Consider the following 21,597-nt stretch of genomic DNA (forward strand, 5'->3'; position numbering starts at 1 on the left):
AGGACGTTGCGGCATGGCGGAACGCTAGGTAGCCATGCCCGCCGAACTATAGGCTGGGAGCATTGCCGGAGGTTCCGGTGCCCACCGTTCTGTCGCGGCCCCGGCCTGGCTGCAGAGGCACTGGTGCAGGGGGAAGGAACACAGGTGTCAGAACAGGATCCGGGCGCGGAGCGGCCCCAGGGTACGGGCGGGCAGCAGCCTCAGCGAGGCAGGCAGCCCGAATGGGGCCAGCAGCCTCAATGGGGCCAGCAACCCCAGCCGGGCCAGCAGCCTCACCCGGGCCAGCAGCCTCAATGGGGCCAGCAACCTGTCTGGGGCGGGCCGCCAGAATGGGGGCAGCAGCAACGGCAACAGCACTGGGACTTACCCCAGCGTCCATACCCGGGCTCCCCCTACGGCCAGCCCCGCTACGTGGCGCCGCCTAAACCGGGGATCGTCCCGCTTCGCCCCCTGATGTTCGGTGAGATCCTGGACGGCTCTTTCCAGACCATCCGGCGGAACGCCAAAGCGATGCTCGGTGCCTCGGTCCTCGCGCAGTCACTCGCTGCGATCCTTGGCGCTGTGATCACGGCCGTGACGGCAACCTCGATGGTCTCCATCGAAGCCTGGGCAGAGAGCGCCAGCCCGGCTGACCTCGCCTCACTCGGCCTGGGATTCCTGGCCGCCGTCCTGCTGGTTGGAATCCTGACCCTCTTTATCTCGGCTGTCCTCCAGGGAGCCATGGTGGTGCCGGTGGCACGTTCCATCCTCAACCGTCCCACGGGATTCCGGCAGATGTGGATCCTGGCACGTTCCCGGGCCTGGACGCTTGTCCGCCTGGCGGCGTTGATGATGCTGGCCGGCCTGCTCGCGTTCCTCCTGCCCGCAGGCCTGGCCGTCGCGGTGATTTCCACCATGGAACGTGCGGGCATCCTGATCCTCATCCCCATGATTCCCGCCGTTGTCGCCTTGCTGACCTGGATCTATATCAAACTGATGGTGGCGCCCGCCGCCGTCGTCATCGAAGAGCTGGGGGCGTTTGATGCCTTGCGCCGCTCGTGGTCGCTGACCCGCGCCAACTGGTGGCGCATCTTCGGTATCACCCTGGTGGTGGGCATCATGGTGGGAATCATCGGGCAGGTGGTCATGATCCCGGTGAGCCTGCTGCCCACGTTCCTTTCCGGTTTCCTGTCACCGCACGCGGGCAGTGAGCAGGACATCATGGTGGCGGTTGCAGTAGGGGTGGCCACTGCCATCGTGGGTGCCCTCGTAGGGGCCGTCGGTTACGCCTTCCAGACCTCCGTGATGGCCCTCATCTACATGGATCTCCGGATGCGCAAGGACGGCCTGGACATCGCACTGCTCCGCCAGCTGGAAACCGGGGCGGATCCGGAGGGCATCCCGGGCCGCGGCATGGCTGCATCGGGGCCCGGACGCGTCCCCGGAACCGGCCAGCCCGGGATTTGGCCGGATGTCCGCTGAACCGCCTGTGCTGCCCGGGGCGGAGGAAGCCCGCCGCTGGGCCGCAGAGGAACTGGCCAAATCCGAATACCGGGAAGCTGGGCCTGGCTGGCTCGACTCGCTCTGGCGAAGTCTCCTGGACTGGCTGCAGTCCTTGGACGGCCCGCCGGGAGCCGATGCACCGGTGCCAAGCCCGGTCATTGGGATGGTGATTGCCTTGGTCATCGCCGTGGCCGTGATCCTGGCCCGGCCCCGCCTTAACCCTGGAGCCCGGCAGGCCAAGGAAGTCTTCGAACCGGACAGTGAACTCACTGCCTCGGACTACCGGCAGCGCGCAGATGCTTCAGCCGTGGCCGGGAAGTGGGGGGACGCCGTCGTCGACCGCTTCCGCGCACTGGTCCGTTCCGCGGAAGCCCGCATCGTGCTGGAACCCCAGCCGGGCCGGACCGCCGACGAAGCCGCCCTGGCCCTGTCCCGGCCCTTTCCTGCGGAAGCAGCACGGCTGCACGATGCGGCCAGGACCTTCGACGCAGTCCGCTACGGAAACTGGGCCGCCGGCAGCCGTGACTATGAGGCAATGACGAGGCTCGACACCGTTCTCGAGGCCGGGAAGCCCTTACGGCAGGACACAGTGCAGGACAGCGCGGTGCTGCCATGACCAATGCGCTTCATGGAGCCGCAGTAGGGGAAAACAGTGGAGACACCAACACTGCGGCAGAAAGGAATCCGTTCCGCTGGCTTCGGCGGCACCGCGGCATGACTGCCCTGGCGGCACTGGTGGCCGCCGCGTTGGGCCTGGTCATCTGGGGGCAATTGGCTCCGAAGGGGGACGGCGTTCCCCTGTCCGTCCATAACCCGGAGCCGGAGGGGGCACGGGCGGTCAGCGAGATCCTCGGCCGGCACGGCGTTAAGGTCACCGACGTCACCAGCTATGAGGCAGCCATGGCTGCCTTGGAGGACGGCGGCTCCCCCACCCTCCTGCTCTACGACGAGAACGGTTTCCTCGACGATGCCCGCCTGCGCGGGCTGGCAGACATGGCCCGGCGGGTCGTGGTGGTTTCGCCCCGGCTGCAGGCTCTTGCCGCACTGGACAGCGGCATCAGGCAGGCAGGTGTGGTGCCCGAATCTTCGCCGGTTTTGGAGCCCGGTTGTTCCCTGCCGGATGCAGTGGCGGCCGGCCAGGTCACCGGGGAGTCGGGCTTCGTGTACGACGGCGGGACGTCCTGTTACCGGCCCGCCGGCTCGGCCGCCGGGCTGCTGGCCGTCAGCGGCGATGGCCGCGTCACCGTGCTGGGCAGTACCGCGGTGCTCAGCAACGAAAGGCTCGACGAACTGGGCAACGCGGCACTCGCGATCCGGACGCTCGGCAGCTCGCCGGACCTGGTCTGGTACCTCCCGTCCGTTGAGGACATGGACACCACGGGTTCCCCGCAAACACTCACTGAGCTCGCACCGGACTGGTCGCGCTTTATTGGGCCGTGGCTTGCCCTGGTGGCACTGGCGGCCATCGTATGGCGGGGCCGGCGGCATGGACCGCTGGTGTTCGAGCCGCTGCCTGTGGTGGTCAAGGCAGTGGAAACGGCGGAGGGAAGGGCGCGGCTGTATCAGGACGCGCACGCCATCGAACAGGCACGGGACAACCTGCGCGCCGGGACACTGGTGCGGCTGGCCAGGAAACTCCGCCTTGGTCCGGCCGCCACCGCCGACGAAGCTGCGGAAGCCGCGGCCCGGTTCCTGGCCCGGCCTTCCCACGACATCAAGCAGCTCCTTGAAGAACATCCGCGCACCGAGGCACGGCTGGTGGCCTGGGCGCGGGAACTGAACACCCTAGAGAAAGAGATCAGTAGCCGATGAGCGAACATGGCAGCGGCCCCCGGGTCCTTGATTCCACTGGGCATGATTCGGCTGGACATGATTCGGCTGGACATGATTCCGCCCGGCAAGCCCTCCTGGACGTGCGCCATGAGGTGGCGAAGGCCGTGGTGGGTCAGGACGCCACGGTCACGGGCCTGCTGATCGCCCTGCTGTCGCAGGGGCATGTACTGCTGGAAGGTGTGCCCGGTGTGGCCAAGACCCTGCTGGTGCGCTCATTGTCCGCCGCCCTGAGCCTTGACACCAAGAGGGTGCAATTCACTCCCGACCTGATGCCGGGCGACGTCACCGGATCCCTGGTTTACGACTCGCACACCTCGGAATTCTCGTTCCGCGAGGGGCCCGTGTTCACCAACCTCCTGCTGGCTGACGAGATCAACCGCACGCCGCCCAAGACGCAGGCATCACTGCTTGAGGCCATGGAGGAGCGGCAGGTCTCGGTGGACGGTGCCTCCCGCCCGCTGCCCTCACCGTTTCTCGTGGCCGCCACCCAGAACCCGGTGGAGTACGAGGGAACCTATCCGCTCCCGGAGGCACAGTTGGACCGGTTCCTGCTGAAGCTCACCATGCCGCTGCCGGAACGCCGCGACGAGATCGAGGTCATCCGGCGGCACGCCGCAGGCTTTGACCCCCGCGACCTTGGGGCCGCCGGCGTCCGTGCCGTGGCAGGCGCTGCCGATCTGGAGCGCGCCCGGCAGGCGGTGGCCACCGTGGCAGTGGAACCCGAGATCATCGCCTACATCGTGGACCTGGTGCGGGCCACCCGTTCCGCACCGTCGTTCCAACTCGGTGTTTCGCCCCGAGGTGCCACGGCGCTGTTGAACACGTCCCGCTCCTGGGCCTGGCTGTCGGGAAGGAGCTATGTCACCCCTGACGACGTCAAGGTCCTGGCACTGCCCTGCCTGCGGCACCGGGTGACGCTTCAGCCGGAAGCACAGATGGACGGGGTCCGGGTGGATGACGTGCTGGGCAGCATCCTGGCTTCCGTTCCAGTACCTCGCTGATGGCCATCTCCGGACGTTTCGTGCTGCTGGTGCTGGTGGGCCTGCTGCCGGTCCTGCTGCTGCCCGGCTGGGGAACAGTCTTCCTCGTGGCCGGCAGCCTGGCGGCTCTGGCAGCCGTTGACCTGGTCCTGGCCAGCCCGCCGCGCCGGATCCGGATCGTGCGCCGGGCGCCTGGCAATGTGACCTTGCATGGGACCGCAGAGTCCGTGCTCACCATCACCAACGACGGCGGGCGGCGGTTGCGCGGAACCCTCCGGGATGCATGGCAGCCGTCTGCCGGAGCAGGGAATCCGGTACAGGAACTCGACGTTCCGGCCGGCGAAAGCCGGCGGGCCACGGTGCGCCTGCGGCCGGTCCGGCGCGGAGACCTCAAGGCCCCGCACGTCACCATTCGCAGCTTCGGACCGCTACTGCTCGCGGCCCGCCAGCGGACCATCGACTGCCCCGGGCTGCTGCGGGTCCTGCCTCCCTTCCACTCCCGGCGGCACCTGCCATCCAAGCTGCGGAAGCTGCGCGAACTGGACGGCAAGGCTGCCGTGCAGATCAGGGGTGCCGGCACGGAGTTCGACTCCCTGCGTGATTACGTCCGCGGCGACGACGTCCGGTCCATCGACTGGCGTGCAACAGCCCGACGCTCTGCGATGGTGGTCCGCACCTGGCGGCCTGAACGCGACCGCCGGGTTGTCATGCTCCTCGATACATCCCGGACGTCCGCGGCAAGGATCGGTGACGAGCCCCGGCTGGACACCGGGATGGAAGCCGCCCTACTTTTGGGTGTCCTCGCCGAACGGGGCGGGGACAGGGTCGATTTCCTCGCTTTCGACCGGCGAACCCGGGCCAGGGCCGGATCAGCGGGTCAAGGGAATCTCCTCGGCCAACTGGTCCAGGCCATGGCACCGCTGGAAGCCGAACTCATCGAACTGGACTGGCAGGCGATCCCGGCGCAGGTACGCGCCGTATCCGCGCACCGGTCCCTGGTGGTGCTGCTGACTTCGCTGGAAGGCGGCGCACCCGAGGAAGGCCTGATTCCCACCGCAGCGCAACTGAGCCGTCAGCATGTTGTGGTGGTGGCAGCGGTGCGGGACCCCCAGCTCGGCCGGATGCTGCAGGAGCGTGACGATGCCTCCGGTGTCTTCCGGGCCGCCGCTGCCGAACGCTCGCTCCTGCAGCGGGCAGCAGTGACGGCAGAGCTTCGCCAGCACGGTGTGGAGGTGGTGGACGCAGAGCCGCAGGAGCTGCCGCCCCGGCTGGCTGACATGTACATCAGGCTCAAGGCGGCAGGTAGATTGTGAAAGTCCAGCCAACCGCTGTCCGCCCCCAATACGAGGAGGTACCTCTATGAACATTCCCATTTACCAGCAGGCCCTCGGGGCGGACTACGTCCGGTTGCAGCCCGAACTGCAGGAGTACTTTGCGCTCTCGCCAGGCTCCGGCCAGTACGGTGTGGGCGAAGGGACCTTCGACGTGGTGGGCTGCCGGCAGGACTGGCTGCGTCCCCTGCTGCGGCTCACCGCCGGTGAGGAAGCGTTCTTTCCGGAGTACGGCGAGAACATCCCATTCCGGATTGAGAACCACGCACATCAGGATCCCTTTGGCCGCTCCAGCCTGACGGCCCGCCGCGAAATCCGGTTTCCCGGACGAACGCGGATCTTCCAGGACACCACCAGCGAGACCCGCCGGAACGGGGCACCCCAGCTGGTTGACTATGTCGGCCGGTACCGGCGCTTGGTCACGGACCTGAACCTGAGCGTCACAGCGGAGGGACGGCTGCGCGGGGTGTCCGAAGCCTCGAGGCTTTTTCTTGGCCCCCTCCGCATTCCCCTTCCCGCCATCCTGGATGCGAAGGCCTATGCGGAGCAGTGGTGGGACCCGGCCGAAGGAAGCAATGGCAAGCACCGCATCCAGGTCAAGGTGATCCAGCCCCAGATCGGCCTGGTCCTGGTCTACGCCGGCAGCTTTGACTACAGGCTGCGCCGCTACACCGGTGGAAGCTCCGCGCAGAGCTTCCTGCCGCGGTACGCGCAGCCGGACCGCTGGGAGAACCGGGTATGACGCCCTAGCCCTGCGCCACCTGGTTCAGTCCGTCGGCCAGCTGGGTGAGGCGGCCTAGGGCGGCGGTGGCCTTAGCGGGGGTCCCGCCGGCCAGCCCCACAGAGGGCGTGACGCGAACTGTGCTGAGCGCGCTCGCGGGAAGGCCCAGTTGCCGCCATGGACGCCATACCGCTTCCACGCAGTCCGCCACCCTGGGCAGGGAGTCCCCCGCCGCATCCAGGGCCCCGATCCAAAGGCACTTTTCTGATTCCACCGCCGCGGCCAACTGCTCCCACTGCCGGGTGGTCAACCCTCTCAGCGGCACGGCAATACCGTCCGCTCCGGCGGCCAGGATCTGTTCGAACGGGGCCTCGATCTCGGGAACGGAGATCACGATCTCCGCGGCACCGGCAGCGCGTAATGCGTCGACCACCACCCGCCAGGATTCCCGCGCCTCAGCGGGCGGGACCGCCCGAAGAGTGCGGTAGCCGCTGGAGGTGGGAATCGTGCCGGCCAGTACCGCCGCAATATCGGGCTCATCAACCTGGACCACGAGCCGGGCACCGGGAACGGCTGCCGCGACCCGGGAGAGGTAGCGGCCCACACCGGCAGCGAGTGAGGCGGCGAGGTCCCGCCGGGCACCATAGTCGATCAAGGCGCGCTCACCGTTGTGCAGGTGAAGGCCGGCCGCCAGGCTGAGCGGCCCCACCAGCTGCACTTTGATCCCGGCAGCGGGATTGTCCTCGGCCCCGGCTACATCGGCCAGGATGTTGATGTCGGTGGCTAAGGCGGAGGCAGCGCGGCGGAAGTCCTTGCCGGGCCGGTCCACAAGGCGCCAACCGTAAGGCTGGACGTCGACGGAAAGTTCTTCCAGCAAGGTGGCTGTACGTCCCAGGGCATCTGAACCAACGCCACGGTCCGGCAGTTCGGCAAGGAACGGAAGGTGCGGGCTTCCCAGCTCACCCCGGATTATTTTGGTCGCTTCCACAGGGTCCTCCCCCGGCCAGGAGCCGAGGCCGGTGGCAGTTACCTCCCGCGGCGGTGCCGGAACCTCCGCAGGCCTGGAACCGGCGTCGCGCCGTTGCTCCGTCACGCGAGAGCTGATGCCTGGGGGTGCTGTCCCGCCGCGGCCTCGTGGTCTTCGGCAATCGCCTCGTGATGCCGGATGACCTCACCGATGATGAAATTCAGGAACTTCTCCGCGAAGGCGGGGTCCAGGTGTGCGTCTTCCGCGAGCCTCCGGAGCCTGGCAATCTGTGCCGCCTCGCGGCCGGGGTCGCCGGCCGGGAGGCGGTGGGCGGCCTTGAGGAACCCCACTTTCTGGGTTGCCTTGAAGCGCTCGGCCAGGAGGTAGACCAGCGTGGCGTCGATGTTATCGATGCTGGAACGGATGGACAGCAGTTCAGCCATCACCGACTTGTCCACCTGGCCGGCCAAGGAGCTGGCTGAGGGATCGTAGTCGTCGGAGTCAGGAGCGTGAAGGTTGTGCTGCGTCATGGTTCAAGTCTATGGGCAGCCGAAGGAATCAACCGGCCGTTAAGCGCCGGTGCCGGCATTGCGCCGGCACCGGCGTTGGCCCCGGCGTCCGCTGCCTGCGTTGAGTCAGCGGATCCGGCTGAGGACAGTGGCCCGTCAAATACCGAGCAGTGCCCTGTTTTCTTCCCGCCGCCTCGCCTGTTCCTGCGGGTCGGGTACCGGCACGGATGCGATGAGCCGCCGCGTGTAGTCGTGCTGCGGGTTTCCCATGACCTGGCTGCCGATGCCCTGTTCCACCAGCTTGCCCTTGTACAGCACGCCCACCCACTGGGACAGGATGTCCACCACCGCCAGGTCGTGGCTGATGAACAGGCAGGCGAAGCCAAACTCCTGCTGGATGTCCCTGAACAGCTCCAGAACCTTCGCCTGCACTGAAACGTCCAGTGCCGACGTCGGCTCGTCAGCTATCAGCAGCCGCGGATTAAGGCTCAGGGCCCGCGCCAACGAGGCACGTTGGCGCTGCCCGCCGGACAGTTCGTGCGGGTACCGTCCCGCATACGACGCCGGCAGCTGGACTGACTCAAGCAGCTCACCCACGCGTTTGCGCGCCTGCGCCGGGCTCGGCCTGGTGTGAACCACCATGGGTTCGGCGATGCATTCCCCGATGGTCAGTTGCGGGTTGAAGGACGCGGCGGGGTCCTGGAAAACGAAGCCTATGTCCTTCCGGAGCGGCTTGAAGGTCCGCTCCCGCAAATTGCGCATTTCGTACCCCAGCACCCGGAGGCTGCCGCCCGTGGTCCGGTTCAGGCCGGCGATGGCCCGGCCGATGGTGGTCTTCCCGGACCCGGATTCCCCCACCAGTCCGAAGACCTCTCCCCGGGACAGGGTGAAACTCACCCCGTCCACGGCCTTGAATGCAGGTGTTCCCAGCCTGCCGGGGTACTCGATGGTCAGGTTTTTGGCTTCCACCAGTACTTCCTCTTCCTGGTGGGCCCGGCGGGTCAGTCCCGCGGACGCAGAATTGTGCCCCAGGTGAGGCACCGCGGCGAGGAGCTTCCGTGTGTAGTCCTGCCGGGGTTCAGCAAACAGCGTCCGCGCCGGCGCTTCTTCAACCACGTCGCCCTGGTACATCACCAGCACACGGTCGGCGAGGTCTGCCACCACGCCCATGTTGTGTGTGATCAGCACAATGGACGTGCCGTACTTGTCGCGCAGGTCCCGGAGCAACTCGAGGATCTCGGCCTGGACTGTGACATCCAGGGCCGTGGTAGGTTCGTCCGCCACGATCAGGCCGGGGTTCAGTGCCAGTGCCGCTGCGATGACCACCCGTTGCTTCTGACCCCCGGAGAACTGGTGGGGGTAGTAGTTGACGCGGTGCTCGGGATCGGGGATGCCTACTTTGCGCAGCGCTTCGATGGCGCGGGATTTCGCTTCCTTCGCGGAAACCCTTCGTCCGCCGTCGCTGCCCGCGTGGGCCCTGATGCCTTCGGCGATTTGCCAGCCCACCGTGAACACCGGGTTCAGTGCTGTGGACGGTTCCTGGAAGACCATGGCAACGTCGCGGCCGCGGATCTGGCGCAGGCGCGAGGCGCTGACGCTGATCACGTTGGCCCCGTTGATCAGCACGGTGCCCGAGCTGGTGGCGGTCTCGGGAAGCAGGCCCAGGATGGTTTTGGCGGTGACCGTTTTGCCAGACCCCGACTCCCCCACAATCGCCAGCACTTCGCCCTTCCTGACTTCGAGGCTGACATCCTTCACGGCATGGACATCACCAGCGTCGGTGGCGAAAGTGACCTTGAGGTGGTCGATGTCGAGGACCGGATGGCCGGCGCCGGCCTCGTGGCCCGCCGATGGATCGATATGGACGGTCATGAGTTCCTCACTTCCTCTGCGATGGCCGCGGTACCCACCGGGGAGCTGCCGCCGGCGCGTTTACGGCCCCGGAGCCGCGGATCGTTCAGGTCGTTGATGCTCTCGCCCACCAGGGTCAGCCCCACCACCGTCAGCACGATGGCTGAGCCGGGGAACACGCCAGTCCACCAGATACCGGAGGATGCATCGGAAAGTGCCTTGTTCAGATCAAACCCCCATTCGGCTGCGGAGCTTGGCTCGATGCCAAAGCCCAGGAAGCCCAGGCCTGCCAAGGTGAGGATGGCCTCGGAGGCGTTGAGCGTGAAGAGCAGAGGCAGGGTCCTGGTGGCATTGGCCAATATATGCCGGCCGATGATCCTTGCACTCGATGCGCCAACAACCTGAGCCGACTCAACGAACGGCTCAGCCTTGAGCCGGATTGTTTCAGCACGAATCACCCGGAAATACTGTGGGACAAACACTGCCGTGATCGCTAACCCGCAGGCGATGATTCCGCCCCAGAATCCGGACTGGCCCCTGTTTATCGCAATTGACATAACGATCGCCACAAGGAGGGTCGGAAAAGCGTAAATCGCGTCTGCGATCACCACCAGAACCCGGTCCAGCCAGCCGCCGACGTAGCCGCTGACAAGTCCGAGAAATACCCCGAGGAAGATGGACATCAACACGGCAGCCACAAGCACCGCCGCGGCCGTCTGCGATCCCCAAATAACGCGGGACAGGACGTCGTAGCCGCCAACAGTTGTGCCCCATGGATGCTTGCCACCGGGTTCGGCCTGGGCCGGGAATGAGCCTGCGTCATCGGATATCTGGGAGTATCCAAAGGGCGCCAGCAGCGGCGCAAAAACTGCGGCCACCACAAAGATGACGCAAAGCACGACGCCGATGAGGAGCATCGTGCGCTGCACGCCGACACTTTGGCGGATGTGGGATGCGACCGGAAGGCGGTCAAGCAACGGCTTCTTGGGATGGGGCAGGGCCTCCGTCTTCATCAGTACCTCACCCGCGGATCAATCAGGGCGGCGGCAATGTCCACCACGAAATTGGTGACGGCCACGATGACAGCCAGCAGCATCACGATGCCTTGGACGGCCACGAAGTCCCGTGCGGTTAGGTACTGCGCCAGTTGATACCCGAGGCCTTTCCACTCAAAAGTGGTCTCGGTCAGCACTGCACCGCCGAGCATGAGGGCGATCTGCAAACCCATGACTGTGATGATGGGGATCAGGGCCGGTTTATAGGCGTGCTTGGTGACAAGCCGGTATTCGCTGACTCCACGGGACCGGCCTGCCTCAACATAATCCTTGCCCAGCGTGCCGATCACATTCGTTCGGACCAGGCGGAGGAAGACGCCGGCTGTCAGCAAACCCAGTGCGACGGCGGGCAGGACTGCGTGATGGACGATGTCGCCAAACGCCGCCAGATCACTGCTCCGCAGGGCGTCCAGCCAGTAGATGCCAGTGGGTGCTGCCAGCCGGCCCATCGCCAGTTCCGTTGTGGTGGAAGCGCGGCCTGCAACCGGGAACCAGCCCAGGCCCACAGAAAAAACCAGCTTCAGCAGCAGACCTGCAAAAAAGACGGGGGTGGCATAGCAGAGGATGGCGAACAGGCGCAGGAAGGCGTCCGGAACCTTGTCGCGTTTGTGGGCGGCGAACATCCCAAGTGGAATCCCCACGAGCAGCGCCACCAGTAAGGCGTTGATGCTCAATTCCAGCGTGGCTGCGCCAAAAGTAGCAAGCATCTCAATGACGGGCCGCCCGTCTGAAATGGTCCTGCCAAAGTTACCCGTGGCGATGTTGCCGAGGTACTCGATGTACTGAATGAATAGGTTCCGGTCGTATCCGGCCTGGTGAATCAGCGCGTCAATCTGCTCCTGCGGCAGGCGTCCGCCCTGGGCTGCAGTGATGGGATCACCGGTGATCCGCATGAGAAAGAAAACCAGGGTGACGAGGATGAAGATCGTCGGGAAAATGAGCAGGAAGCGGATCAGGATGTATCTCCCAAGGCCACCTCCCGCGGATTTTGATTTGGCGGGCGCAACCGTTGGCGGCGGCGCATCGATCATTGTGGCCATGCTGTCCCTGCTTGGTATGAAAACGACGAGTTTGGGGCCAACAGTTAGGAGGCAGGACCGCTGGGGCCCCGCCTCCTATGCTGGTGTGTGGGTGATTACTTGGAAACGGTGCCTAGCCGGAACTTGAAGGATGCGTCCAACGTGGAATCCACGCCGTTAACCCTGGTCCCTGAAACGGCAACCTGCGCGCCCTGAAGCAGCGGCAGGGTGGAGATATCCTTGGCCAACTGGTTCTGGATGTCCTGGATGGTCTTCTCACGCTCGGACTTGTCCGCGGTGACAAGCTGCTTGCCAATCAATGCTTCAACGTCCGGGTTGGAGTAGTGGTTGTTGATGTAACCGCCCTTGGGGAAGAACGGCGTCAGGTAGTTGTCCGGGTCGCTGAAGTCCGGGAACCAGCCGAGCTGGTAGACGGGGTAGCTGTCCTTCTTCGACGCGGCGTTGTAGGTGACCCACTCCGTGGACTGCAGATCTACTGTGAAGAGGCCGCTCTTCTCCAACTGGTCCTTGACCATGGCGTACTCGTCACCTGAGGACTTGCCGTAGTGGTCCGGGTTGTATTGCAGCTTGATGTTAACCGGGCTGGTGATTCCGGCGTCGGACATGGCGGTCTTGGCCTTGTCCAGGCTGGGCTTGCCGGTACCGTCCCCGTAAGCCTGCTTGAAGGACTCGTTGGCACCAAGGAAGCCGGAGGGAACGTTGGACCACATGGGCAGGTAGGTGCCCTTGTATACCTGGTCAGAAATGGCCTGGCGGTCCACCAGGTTTGCTACGGCTTGACGAACTGCCAGCGCCTTTTTTGGATCTGCTTCGGGAGTCTTCGCGCCGAACGGCATCGTGTCGAAGTTGAAGACGATGTAGCGCATCTCGCCACCGGGGCCGATGTTGACCTTGACGTTGGAGTCTTTTTTGAGGTCATCGATATCTGTGGCGCTGAGGCTGCGGTTGGCTACGTCGATTTGCCCACCCTTGACCTCCAACTTCATGTTGGTCTGGTCCGTGTAGTACTTGATGGTGGCCCCGCCGTTGGCTGGCTTGCCCAGGACACCTTTGTAATCGGGCCAAGCCGTCAGGCTGACCAGCGTGTTCTTGTTGTAGGAGTCGATGACGTACTGGCCGTAGAACGGCTTGGCCTTGACAATTTCCTCGTCACTGAGGAGTTTGTCCGCCGGGAAGACTTCGTCGTCCACGATAGGCCCGGCGGGACTCTGCAGGATCTGCGAGAACGTTTGATCATTGGCCTGCTTGAGCGTGAATACCACTGTGGTGGGATCCGGCGTGGCGATGGACTCGATGTTGGTCAGCAGTGATGCGGGGCCGTTGGGATCAGCAATCTTGATCTGGCGGTCGAACGAGAACTTGACGTCTTTGGAGTCCAGTACGTGTCCGTTGGCCCATTTGAGGTCGCTCTTCATCTTGACCGTGAACTCCGTGGGTTTAGTAAAGGAGCCCGATTCGGCCAGGTCGGGCACAGGTTCCGCGCCACCAGGCTTGGAATTCATCAGGAAAGAGTAGATCTGGTTCATCACCATGAACGAACCGTTGTCGTACGAGCCCGCAGGGTCCAGGGCCGTGACCTTGTCGGTGGTGCCGTACGCAATGACGCTGCTGCTTCCATTCGCCGATTCTGTGCTGCTGCCGCCGCCTGACGGGCCCGTGCAGGCCGTCAGTGCGAGGGCGGAAACGCCTGCGAGCGCGATTGCGCTCCGCAAAGCTGTATTGCTCTTCGTCATCTGTGAACTTTCTGTTCGATGAGTACGCGCGTGCCCGCCGCTGGTGGATATTTGCTGGGACGGGAGCCGTTTGTGCTGATGCCTCGATTCAATCAGAGAGTCCACCCTCAGGACGGCCGATTTTGTGAGTCGAGACACAAAATTTATCTTGCGGCAGTACAGCCTGTACTTTGCTCCGGAGGGGGCCGGAGGACAACAAAAAAACGCCGTCCCGGCGGAAACCGGGACGGCGTTCAGAAAGCTAGAGCGCTGCGCGCTGCAGGGAGCGGGCGGCATCGATGGTTGCCTGGCCCAGGACCCTGCTGCCCTGGTAGAGGACAACGGTCTGCCCGGGTGCGACGCCGCGCAGCGGGCTGGTCAGCGTGACCACCAGCTGGCCGTTGTCCGGTTCGCCGCGTTCCATCCGTGCCGTCGCGGGAACGGGGTCGCCGTGCGCACGGACCTGCGCGTAGCAGTCGAACTCCTCGCCGGTGTCCACTTCGGCGATGGGCAGTCCCGCCCAGGACACCTTGATGCCCCGGATTTCGTCGATGGCCAGGAGCGCCTCCGGACCCACTACCACCTTGTTCTCCTTGGGCCGGATTTCCAGGACGAAGCGCGGCTTCCCGTCTGCAGCCGGCGTGCCGAGCTTCAGCCCGCGTCGCTGGCCCACGGTGAAAGCGTTGGCGCCCGGGTGCTCCCCCACCTTCGCGCCGGTTTCGTCCACGATGTCGCCGGTGGCCATGTCGATTTTCTCCGCGAGCCAGCCTGCGGTGTCGCCATCCGGGATGAAGCAGATGTCGTGGCTGTCGGGCTTGTTGGCCACGGACAGGCCGCGCCGCTCAGCTTCGGCACGAACTTCTGCCTTGGAGGGCGTGTCAGCGAGCGGGAACATGGAGTGCTTGAGCTGCTCGTGGGTCAGGACGCCCAGGACGTAGCTTTGGTCCTTAGCCCAGTCGGCGGCCCGGTGGAGTTCGCGGTTGCCGTCCGCGTCCTCGATGACCTTGGCATAATGCCCGGTGCAGACGGCATCGAAGCCCAGGGCGATGGCCTTTTCCAGCAATGCGGCGAACTTGATCCGCTCGTTGCAGCGCATGCATGGGTTGGGCGTGCGGCCGGCGGCGTATTCGTCGATGAAGTCCTGGACGACGTCTTCCTTGAAGCGTTCGGAGAAGTCCCACACATAGTAAGGAATCCCCAGGACGTCGCAGGCGCGCCAGGCGTCACGGGAGTCTTCGATGGTGCAGCAGCCGCGGCTTCCCGTGCGGAGGGTGCCGGGCATGCGGGACAGCGCCAAATGGACGCCGACGACGTCGTGCCCCGCCTCGACGGCGCGGGCGGCGGCAACGGCGGAATCAACGCCGCCGCTCATGGCTGCTAGAACTCGCATGGTGGCTTTCTGTTGGGTGGTTCCGGCTCCGGCCGGCGATTGCAGCCAGTGCTGGCTGAAAGTGCTGCCGGGCATCCATTCACGTTCCCGGAAACGATCTTCGCCTATCTATTCTACGGCCTGCCGCAAGCACAGTCTCAGCGGCCGCCCAAACCCTGCCGCGCCACGGTGCCGGCGGTCTGGATGGAAGACTCATGGCCGGCCATTCCAGCCTGACGGGCCCTGGCATACGCGCTCGGAAGGGCGGCCAGCAGCGCATCCACGTCCTCATCCCTCGAGGAGTGCCCCAGCGTGAAGCGCTGGGCGCCACGCGCTGTTTCCTCATCCAGCCCCATGGCAAGCAGCACGTGGGAGGGCCGGGGCACACCTGCGGTACAGGCTGACCCCGTGGACGATTCCACGCCTGCAAGGTCCAGCAGGAAGAGCAGGGAGTCCCCCTCGCAGCCGGGGAAGGTGAAATGCGCGTTGCCGGGGAGCCGGCCGTTCCCGGGTGCGCCCCGCAGGACGGCTTCGGGCACCCGCTCCCGGACGCCGTCGATCAGCCGGTCGCGGAGGGCGGAGATCCGGGCAGATTCCGTGGCAAGGTTGGCAGTTGCACTCTCCGCGGCTGCAGCAAAAGCGGCGATCGAGGCGGTGTCCAGGGTGCCGGAGCGGACATCGCGCTCCTGCCCGCCGCCATGCTGGACCGGGGTGAGTTTGACTGACCTCCCCAGCAGCAGGGCACCCACTCCCACGGGTCCGCCAATTTTGTGCCCGGAGATGGACATGGCGTCCAGTCCAGACGCCTTGAAGTCCACCGGCACGGAGCCGAAGGCCTGCACAGCGTCCGAGTGGACGGGAACGCCAGCCGCGTGCGAAAGTTCCACCACGCGGTGGATGGGTTGAATGGTCCCCACTTCATTGTTGGCCCACATCACGGTGACCAACGCGATCGAGCCCGGGTCACGGGCAAGTTCAGCTTCCAGGACTGCCAGATCCACTACCCCATCACGGTCCACCGGAAGCCAGGTGACGTCAGCACCTTCGTGCCGCTCCAGCCACTCCACCGTGTCCATCACTGCATGGTGTTCGACGGCGGAACACAGGATGCGCCGCCGCGCCGGCTTTTCGCCCACGCGGGACCAGTACAGCCCCTTCACCGCGAGGTTGTCCGATTCAGTGCCGCCGGACGTAAAGATCACTTCTGAGGGGTGCGCACCGGCCGCTGCAGCAATGGCCTCGCGGGCGTCTTCCACCGCCCGCCGGGCCCGGCGGCCGGAGCCGTGCAGGGATGAGGGGTTGCCGGTGCGGGCAAGTTCACGCGTCAAGGCAGCCAGGGCTTCCGGAGAAAGAGGTGTGGTGGCAGCATGATCGAGGTAAACGGGCACCCTGTAATTCTAGCCGCCGTGCCGTCCTGGTTCAGTGGGGCGGCGTGATCCTTGCGCAGCAATGGCCGGGCACATCGGCGGGCACCACCCTGCCGCCGGACGCGTCCAAGCGGGCTGCCGCCCCCTGCAGGAACGCCCCGTTCATGGTGCACACCACCCCCGGATGTTTGTCCGAAAGGCGGTGGAAAGGGCAGTTTGGCAGGAGGAAACCGCCATCGCCGTCCGGTTCGGGCCGGTACCCCGTCTGGAGCAGGAAGTCCTCGATGGTTGCAGCCCCCTCCGCCATGGCCCTTCCCAACCGCCACGACTCCGCGGGCAGCGTTTCGTCAATGGGTTCCCCCGCGGCTGTGGATTTTTCGATGGCGGCGGCCATCAGTTCCCCGGCAAGGTCGTAGTTCCGGTCTGGCACAGAGGCCCCGATTTCACCGGCGACAGGACGGTACATCTTGGCTGGACGCCCCGAACCGGGGCCCGTTTTCCCTGGCGGCTTGTGGAACTCGACCGCCAGCAGGCCGTCCTGCACCAAGCGGTCCAGGTGGAAGGAAACGGTACTGCGGGGAATTCCGGCGCGCTGCGCAACGTCGTCACGGCCCACCGCGCCGGGCGAAGAGACCACGAGTTCAAACAGCTGGCGGCGCTTTTCATCGCCGAGGGAGGCGAGCGCCGCCATGCGGTTCGCCCAGGGAAGTCTGGCCATTGCTCCACCAATCCAAAGTCAAGATGTATTGATTATAGACCCTCCGCGTTTCTAAAATAGAGGAACCTACTTTTAGAAGGAGTCAGTTGTGAAAACCACATCAGCACTGCGCGCCACTACCACCACCACGGAGCCTGCCAGGCAGGCCTTCCTGTTGCTGCGGACCGTCTTCACAGTCGCGCCCATCATCTTCGGGCTCGACAAGTTCACGAATATCCTGGCGGACTGGACCATCTACCTTGCGCCGCAGGCCACGGCGCTGGTGCCCTTGCCTGCCCAGACCTTCATGTACGTGGTGGGCGTGGTGGAAATCGTCGCAGGCATCGCGGTGGCGGTCCGGCCGAAGTTCGGATCGCTCCTGGTGGCAGCGTGGCTGTGCGGAATCATCGTCAACCTCTTGTTGCTCGGAGCCTTCTTCGACGTGGCACTGCGCGACTTCGGGCTGTTGGTGGGCGCCCTGGCGCTCAACAGGCTTGCCTACCGGGGTGCCCGGGCATCGGGGATTTAGGCCGAAGGAGGCAGGACCGGCAGGAACCGGACAGCGTCCGCCCTTGCCGCGGCCAGGGCGGACGCATCCGGGCACGAAACAGAAACGTAGATTGATGATCCGGACGTGCCGAAGAGCCGGGCAAGCACCGTAGTCGCCCTGCCCCCTGGCGCGGCCGCCTCTTCCAGGACCAGCACCTCCACCGCGTGGCCCGCAGTGGACTCGTCACCGCCCCACCGCAGCGTGGCCGCTTTCAGGTACTCAGGCAGAATGGTGGAATCCAGGTATTGAAAGAGGGCAACCGTCGACTCGCGGTCATCACCCTGCGCCAGCACTGCCTGGTTGGTCCGGACCTTTGCGGCAACGAGGCATCCGTCGGCCTTGAGGTACTGGCTTTCGCCGGCCACGTTGTCCTTGACCATCTTCCAGCCGGGGGCATCCTTCAGCCCGTCCGAGATGCCGACGGGAACACCGCTGGCGAGGGTGCCGCCGGACGCGAAGGGCAGGTCCTGTGCCGCCACGGCCTCAGCGTCGTGACCCGGCGTGATGGTGGGGGTGGCAAGTACTGAGGGGGTTTCCACAGGTTGGGGCGCCGAGGGGTCCGGAACGCCAACGCTGCAGCCAGCGGTCACCACTGAGGCGAGAACCGCTGCCGCCAGCGGCAACCGTCCCAGCCGGGCCCTGCGGGCCGGTGCCGCCGTCGTCGACCTTTCCATGTCCGCCCCCACTGTGTTCCTTGACCTGCCGTTCCTGCCTGTCATTCTTTGCCCGCTGCCGCGCAGCCATCCTTCATGAGTCTAAACTCCGCCTGATCCCCGCCGCGGCCGGGAACCCGGAACGCCGGCACGGACGTTGTCAGATGAAGGGCCGATAAGCTGGCCGGACAGGGGTGCCCTCCGCGGACCGGCCGTTTCAACACAAAGGATGAGTGCTTGACCGAGAGCAACTCCCATTACCAGGTGCTTCGCGTGGCAGTCACCGCCACCCAGAAGGAAATTAAGGTGGCCTATCGGCGCGCCGCCCGCCTGGCCCACCCCGACCATGGTGGGGATCCTGCCGCATTCCGCCGGGTGACCAGCGCCTATGAAACCCTGATCGACCCGCAGCGCAGGAAAGCGTACGACCGCTCCTACGCCGCAGGCACCGCCGACAAGCCCGATGCCGAACCACACTTTGATGCACCACCGGCGGGCAGCAGGGCTTCGGCCACCGTGCACAGGACCGGCGGCACCCGGAACACTGCCGGTGACCCGCCTGTCTACGTTCCGCCTTACAGTTCCGGAGCGGACGGCGGCGTTCCCCTGATTCCGTTGGCGCAGGCCAGCCAGCAGGTGCACGGCATGCCGCGGAAACGCGGCATTTTCGGGGCCGAAGCAAGGATCCAGCGCGAGATGCGCACAGTCCAGCTCCTGACCCGGCAGGTACTGCCGGCCATTCCGGCGGCGCGCCTGATCAACGGACTCCAGTCACCGGCGGACAACAGCCACATTGACCATGCGGTGCTGTCCGGATACCGGCTGGCGCTCATCGGCTCGATGCTGCTGCCGAAGGGTGCCTATGCATGGGACGGCAGGACCCTGAACCACGGAGGCCGTTCCATTGCCCCGCCGCAGCTGGCGCACATCGTCCGCGCCATGCAGGACATCTTCCCCGAATTGAACGTTACGGGCTGGACAGTGGTGCAGAGCCCGCACGGCAACCTGCACGAGCCGGTGATCGACGACCATCGCCGGTCTTCCGGCGGACTGGAGACCGTCCGGATCGTCAACGCCGCGGGGATGGTGCGGGGTATCAAGGAGTTCCTGGCGTCGGGGCCGGCCCCCAACACCGTCAACGTGCCGGTACTGGCCCGGTTGCTGCGCGGCATGCACTGAACGGTTGACTAGGATGGGATAGTGTTCCGCATCCTCTTCCACGAACCCGAAATTCCCGGCAATACCGGCAACGCCATCCGGCTGGCCGCCATCACCGGCGCTGAACTGCACCTGGTGGAGCCCCTTGGGTTCGACTTCTCCGACGCGAAGCTCCGCCGGGCCGGGCTCGATTACCACGACCTCGCCGTCGTCACCGTGCACCGGAACATCGAAGATGCCTGGCAGCATCTCCAGCCCGAGCGTGTTTACGCCTTCACGTCGGACGGGACGGCCAGCTACACAGACATTGCCTACCAGCCCGGCGACGTGCTGATGTTCGGGCGGGAATCCGTGGGCCTGCCGGCGGAACTGAAAACGGATCCCCACGTCACCGCAACCGTACGGCTGCCCATGCTGCCGGCGCTGCGCTCGCTCAACCTGGCCAACGCCGCCTCCATCGCCGTTTACGAGGCCTGGCGCCAGCAAGGTTTCGCCGGCGCCCGGAACTAGGCCCGCCAAGCCGGGAGGCGGCAGGCCGGGAGGCGGCAGGCCAGCAACCGGGCTGGGCAGGAAGGCCGGAACCAGCGCGGCGACATGCCGGCGAAACATTTGTTCTACCCTGCCCCCATCCGCACGGATGGCTGTACCGAATCCCTCCTGAGAACATTCCCTTAGCGATCAAGGAGCGGCAGGTGACACTTCTCCGGGCAGGCTCCAGGACCAGCCGGGGCACCCCCGGCGGCACGGCTGAGGATTCACCTCCTGGAGACTTATGCTTGGTAGTGATGGATACTCCCAACGCGCCTCATTCCGAGGCTCCGGCCGCGGTGACAGATCCGCCGGCAGAACTCAGCCGACGGCTTGCCGTCCTCCTTGGGCAGATTTCGCAGGGTGACCGGGCAGCGTTTGCAGAGTTTTACCAGCTGACGTCCCGGCGGGTTTATGGCATGGCGCGCAGGGTCCTGATCGATGCCGAACTCAGCGAGGACACCACCCAGGAAGTCTTCCTGCAGGTCTGGCAAAACGCGGCCCGGTTCGATCCCGCCGCAGGCAGCCCGCTCTCCTGGCTGATGACCATTTCCCACCGGCGCGCCGTGGATAGGGTCAGGTCTGCGCAGTCAGCCACGGATCGGGAAGCCCGTTACGGCGCCAGCACCCAGGACATCGACCACGACGCAGTCTCCGACGAAGTGGGCAGCAGGCTCGAAGCCGAGGCCGTGGTCCGGTGCCTGGGAACGCTGACCGAGACGCAACAGGAATCCGTCCGCCTGGCTTACTACGGCGGCCTCACGTACCGGGAAGTCGCCGAACGGCTGAACGCCGCGGTTCCCACCATAAAGTCCCGCATCCGCGACGGACTGATCCGCTTGAAGACCTGTTTGGGGGTGAGTTGACATGACAGAAATGGAAAATGGACGAGCGGGCCGCTCAGGTGCATTCGGCGATACCGTCGCCGCAGACCTCGCTTCCGGCCGCGCCATTGACCTGGCCGAGCTGTATGCCCTTGACGCGGTAACGGACCAGGAGCGCCTCGCCATCGAGGAGTATATTTCAGCGGCACCGGCCGCCGAACGGGTTTCGTTCTTCGAACGCGTCCGCCAGTCCAGGGAAACGCTCACCCGGACATTCACGGTCGAGGAGGAGCCACCGGCCGGTCTTTTCGACCGGATCACGGCCCAGTTGCCGTCCGCGTTGCCATCCCAAGGTAACGGGCCGGAGCCTGCCCCCGCGGATCCTTCCGCCGATGCAGCCACCTCCCCGCCAGCACAGCAGCGCCTGCGCCCGGACGGCTCCGGCGACGAACTCGACAAGGCCCGGCAGCGCCGGGAGGAACGCCGGGGTCCGGCCGGAACCCGACGCTGGCTCGTGGGAATTGCGGCCGCAGCAGCGATCGCCTTGGGCGGCGTCGGCGTCGGATCCTACATTGCGGACCAGAACGACCCCCTGAATCAGGTGGTCCGGGCCGGAGACCTTCGGCAGGCCTCGGTGAACGTGGCCGGTGGCGGCACCGCCACAGTCCTGATTTCCTCCTCAGAGGACGCCGTCGTCGTGAAGATGAACGGCGTTCCTGCCCCGCCCGAAGGCAAGGTCTACCAGATGTGGCTGATCCCGAAAGACGGGTCCGCACCGGTTTCCCAGGGCCTGATGGACGCCGAAGCCCTGTCCAAGCCTGCCGTGGTAGAGGGCATCGCCTCTGCCGCGGCGCTCGGGATCACCGTAGAGCCCGTCGGCGGATCCACGTCACCCACGCTGCCCACCGTTGCCGCTGCTCCGCTGAACGCCTAAACGCGAACTGCGAACGACCAAAGGGGCGCCCCGCGA

The 21,597-nt window shown here is 65.6% G+C and carries 21 protein-coding genes; 11 read left to right on the forward strand and 10 right to left on the reverse strand.

Going from position 1 to position 21,597, the window contains the following annotated elements:
* Nucleotides 1-144: 144 nt before the first annotated feature.
* Genes FBY31_RS06290 through FBY31_RS06315 form a run of 6 tightly spaced genes read left to right on the forward strand, consistent with a single transcriptional unit; the run spans nt 145 to nt 6,368 of the window.
* On the forward strand, nt 145-1,461 hold the full coding sequence (locus FBY31_RS06290; protein WP_235012949.1) for a DUF7847 domain-containing protein: 1,317 nt from the start codon (nt 145-147) through the stop codon (nt 1,459-1,461).
* A complete protein-coding gene (locus FBY31_RS06295) occupies nt 1,451-2,098 on the forward strand; it encodes a DUF4129 domain-containing protein (RefSeq protein WP_142038229.1) in 648 nt (215 codons plus the stop codon). Before FBY31_RS06290 ends, FBY31_RS06295 begins: the two co-directional genes overlap by 11 nt.
* Nucleotides 2,095-3,294: a DUF4350 domain-containing protein gene (locus FBY31_RS06300; protein WP_235012950.1), complete on the forward strand. Its 1,200-nt coding sequence runs from the start codon at nt 2,095-2,097 to the stop codon at nt 3,292-3,294. Before FBY31_RS06295 ends, FBY31_RS06300 begins: the two co-directional genes overlap by 4 nt.
* The gene (locus FBY31_RS06305) at nt 3,291-4,316 is read left to right on the forward strand and encodes an AAA family ATPase (RefSeq protein WP_142038231.1); all 1,026 of its coding nucleotides are present in this window, start codon (nt 3,291-3,293) and stop codon (nt 4,314-4,316) included. Before FBY31_RS06300 ends, FBY31_RS06305 begins: the two co-directional genes overlap by 4 nt.
* Nucleotides 4,316-5,608, forward strand: coding sequence for a DUF58 domain-containing protein (locus tag FBY31_RS06310; protein WP_142038234.1), 1,293 nt, complete (start codon nt 4,316-4,318; stop codon nt 5,606-5,608). The genes FBY31_RS06305 and FBY31_RS06310 overlap by 1 nt, the downstream gene beginning before the upstream one ends.
* Before the next feature lie 46 nt (nt 5,609-5,654).
* On the forward strand, nt 5,655-6,368 hold the full coding sequence (locus FBY31_RS06315; RefSeq protein WP_142038236.1) for a DUF4166 domain-containing protein: 714 nt from the start codon (nt 5,655-5,657) through the stop codon (nt 6,366-6,368).
* A 4-nt stretch (nt 6,369-6,372) separates the two neighbouring features.
* Here FBY31_RS06315 and FBY31_RS06320 read toward each other — a convergent pair whose 3' ends face one another.
* From FBY31_RS06320 to FBY31_RS06360, 9 genes are all read right to left on the reverse strand, one after another.
* Nucleotides 6,373-7,440, reverse strand: coding sequence for a hypothetical protein (locus FBY31_RS06320; RefSeq protein ID WP_142038239.1), 1,068 nt, complete (start codon nt 7,438-7,440; stop codon nt 6,373-6,375).
* Nucleotides 7,437-7,844 (reverse strand): chorismate mutase, encoded by a 408-nt coding sequence (locus tag FBY31_RS06325; protein ID WP_142038242.1) that lies wholly within the window; start codon nt 7,842-7,844, stop codon nt 7,437-7,439. Before FBY31_RS06325 ends, FBY31_RS06320 begins: the two co-directional genes overlap by 4 nt.
* 135 nt (nt 7,845-7,979) lie before the next feature.
* The gene (locus tag FBY31_RS06330; RefSeq protein ID WP_142038245.1) at nt 7,980-9,695 is read right to left on the reverse strand and encodes an ABC transporter ATP-binding protein; all 1,716 of its coding nucleotides are present in this window, start codon (nt 9,693-9,695) and stop codon (nt 7,980-7,982) included.
* Nucleotides 9,692-10,687: an ABC transporter permease gene (locus FBY31_RS06335; RefSeq protein WP_142038248.1), complete on the reverse strand. Its 996-nt coding sequence runs from the start codon at nt 10,685-10,687 to the stop codon at nt 9,692-9,694. Before FBY31_RS06335 ends, FBY31_RS06330 begins: the two co-directional genes overlap by 4 nt.
* Complete coding sequence (locus FBY31_RS06340; protein WP_142038250.1) at nt 10,687-11,769, reverse strand: ABC transporter permease; 1,083 nt, start codon at nt 11,767-11,769, stop codon at nt 10,687-10,689. The genes FBY31_RS06335 and FBY31_RS06340 overlap by 1 nt, the downstream gene beginning before the upstream one ends.
* A 95-nt stretch (nt 11,770-11,864) precedes the next feature.
* Nucleotides 11,865-13,502 (reverse strand): ABC transporter substrate-binding protein, encoded by a 1,638-nt coding sequence (locus tag FBY31_RS06345; RefSeq protein WP_142038253.1) that lies wholly within the window; start codon nt 13,500-13,502, stop codon nt 11,865-11,867.
* 241 nt (nt 13,503-13,743) lie between these two features.
* Entirely contained in the window at nt 13,744-14,871 is a 1,128-nt protein-coding gene (gene mnmA, locus FBY31_RS06350; RefSeq protein WP_142045122.1) for a tRNA 2-thiouridine(34) synthase MnmA, read from the reverse strand.
* Nucleotides 14,872-15,008: 137 nt separating this feature from the next.
* Nucleotides 15,009-16,238 carry a cysteine desulfurase family protein gene (locus tag FBY31_RS06355; RefSeq protein WP_142038256.1) on the reverse strand — a complete coding sequence of 410 codons (1,230 nt, stop codon included), beginning with the start codon at nt 16,236-16,238 and terminating at the stop codon, nt 15,009-15,011.
* 31 nt (nt 16,239-16,269) lie between these two features.
* On the reverse strand, nt 16,270-16,935 hold the full coding sequence (locus FBY31_RS06360; protein ID WP_142038259.1) for a helix-turn-helix transcriptional regulator: 666 nt from the start codon (nt 16,933-16,935) through the stop codon (nt 16,270-16,272).
* 88 nt (nt 16,936-17,023) lie between these two features.
* Between FBY31_RS06360 and FBY31_RS06365 the strand changes: the two genes are divergently transcribed.
* On the forward strand, nt 17,024-17,443 hold the full coding sequence (locus FBY31_RS06365) for a hypothetical protein (protein WP_142038262.1): 420 nt from the start codon (nt 17,024-17,026) through the stop codon (nt 17,441-17,443).
* On the opposite strand, the gene FBY31_RS06370 is transcribed toward FBY31_RS06365, so the two are convergent.
* Nucleotides 17,440-18,138, reverse strand: coding sequence for a hypothetical protein (locus tag FBY31_RS06370; protein WP_142038265.1), 699 nt, complete (start codon nt 18,136-18,138; stop codon nt 17,440-17,442). The genes FBY31_RS06365 and FBY31_RS06370 overlap by 4 nt on opposite strands.
* 216 nt (nt 18,139-18,354) lie before the next feature.
* Here FBY31_RS06370 and FBY31_RS06375 point away from each other — a divergent pair, with 216 nt between their 5' ends.
* The 4 genes from FBY31_RS06375 to FBY31_RS06390 all read left to right on the forward strand — a co-directional run bounded on the left by FBY31_RS06375 (nt 18,355) and on the right by FBY31_RS06390 (nt 21,561).
* Nucleotides 18,355-19,296 carry a J domain-containing protein gene (locus FBY31_RS06375; protein ID WP_142038268.1) on the forward strand — a complete coding sequence of 314 codons (942 nt, stop codon included), beginning with the start codon at nt 18,355-18,357 and terminating at the stop codon, nt 19,294-19,296.
* Between the two features lie 21 nt (nt 19,297-19,317).
* Entirely contained in the window at nt 19,318-19,785 is a 468-nt protein-coding gene (locus tag FBY31_RS06380) for a tRNA (cytidine(34)-2'-O)-methyltransferase (protein ID WP_142038271.1), read from the forward strand.
* A 275-nt stretch (nt 19,786-20,060) separates the two neighbouring features.
* On the forward strand, nt 20,061-20,669 hold the full coding sequence (gene sigK / locus FBY31_RS06385) for an ECF RNA polymerase sigma factor SigK (protein WP_142038274.1): 609 nt from the start codon (nt 20,061-20,063) through the stop codon (nt 20,667-20,669).
* A 1-nt stretch (nt 20,670) separates the two neighbouring features.
* Nucleotides 20,671-21,561: an anti-sigma factor domain-containing protein gene (locus tag FBY31_RS06390; protein WP_142038277.1), complete on the forward strand. Its 891-nt coding sequence runs from the start codon at nt 20,671-20,673 to the stop codon at nt 21,559-21,561.
* Nucleotides 21,562-21,597 lie beyond the last annotated feature (36 nt).

This window comes from Arthrobacter sp. SLBN-100, assembly GCF_006715305.1.
GTDB lineage: Bacteria > Actinomycetota > Actinomycetes > Actinomycetales > Micrococcaceae > Arthrobacter.

Bases quoted from the DNA above. Each gene is read 5' to 3' on its own strand.
- FBY31_RS06295 (WP_142038229.1), top strand. From the start codon at position 1,451: ATGTCCGCTGAACCGCCTGTGCTGCCCGGGGCGGAGGAAGCCCGCCGC.
- FBY31_RS06300 (WP_235012950.1), top strand. From the start codon at position 2,095: ATGACCAATGCGCTTCATGGAGCCGCAGTAGGGGAAAACAGTGGAGAC.
- FBY31_RS06305 (WP_142038231.1), top strand. From the start codon at position 3,291: ATGAGCGAACATGGCAGCGGCCCCCGGGTCCTTGATTCCACTGGGCAT.
- FBY31_RS06310 (WP_142038234.1), top strand. From the start codon at position 4,316: ATGGCCATCTCCGGACGTTTCGTGCTGCTGGTGCTGGTGGGCCTGCTG.
- FBY31_RS06315 (WP_142038236.1), top strand. From the start codon at position 5,655: ATGAACATTCCCATTTACCAGCAGGCCCTCGGGGCGGACTACGTCCGG.
- FBY31_RS06325 (WP_142038242.1), bottom strand. From the start codon at position 7,844: ATGACGCAGCACAACCTTCACGCTCCTGACTCCGACGACTACGATCCC.
- FBY31_RS06330 (WP_142038245.1), bottom strand. From the start codon at position 9,695: ATGACCGTCCATATCGATCCATCGGCGGGCCACGAGGCCGGCGCCGGC.
- FBY31_RS06335 (WP_142038248.1), bottom strand. From the start codon at position 10,687: ATGAAGACGGAGGCCCTGCCCCATCCCAAGAAGCCGTTGCTTGACCGC.
- FBY31_RS06340 (WP_142038250.1), bottom strand. From the start codon at position 11,769: ATGGCCACAATGATCGATGCGCCGCCGCCAACGGTTGCGCCCGCCAAA.
- FBY31_RS06345 (WP_142038253.1), bottom strand. From the start codon at position 13,502: ATGACGAAGAGCAATACAGCTTTGCGGAGCGCAATCGCGCTCGCAGGC.
- mnmA (WP_142045122.1), bottom strand. From the start codon at position 14,871: ATGCGAGTTCTAGCAGCCATGAGCGGCGGCGTTGATTCCGCCGTTGCC.
- FBY31_RS06360 (WP_142038259.1), bottom strand. From the start codon at position 16,935: ATGGCCAGACTTCCCTGGGCGAACCGCATGGCGGCGCTCGCCTCCCTC.
- FBY31_RS06370 (WP_142038265.1), bottom strand. From the start codon at position 18,138: ATGGAAAGGTCGACGACGGCGGCACCGGCCCGCAGGGCCCGGCTGGGA.
- sigK (WP_142038274.1), top strand. From the start codon at position 20,061: ATGGATACTCCCAACGCGCCTCATTCCGAGGCTCCGGCCGCGGTGACA.
- FBY31_RS06390 (WP_142038277.1), top strand. From the start codon at position 20,671: ATGACAGAAATGGAAAATGGACGAGCGGGCCGCTCAGGTGCATTCGGC.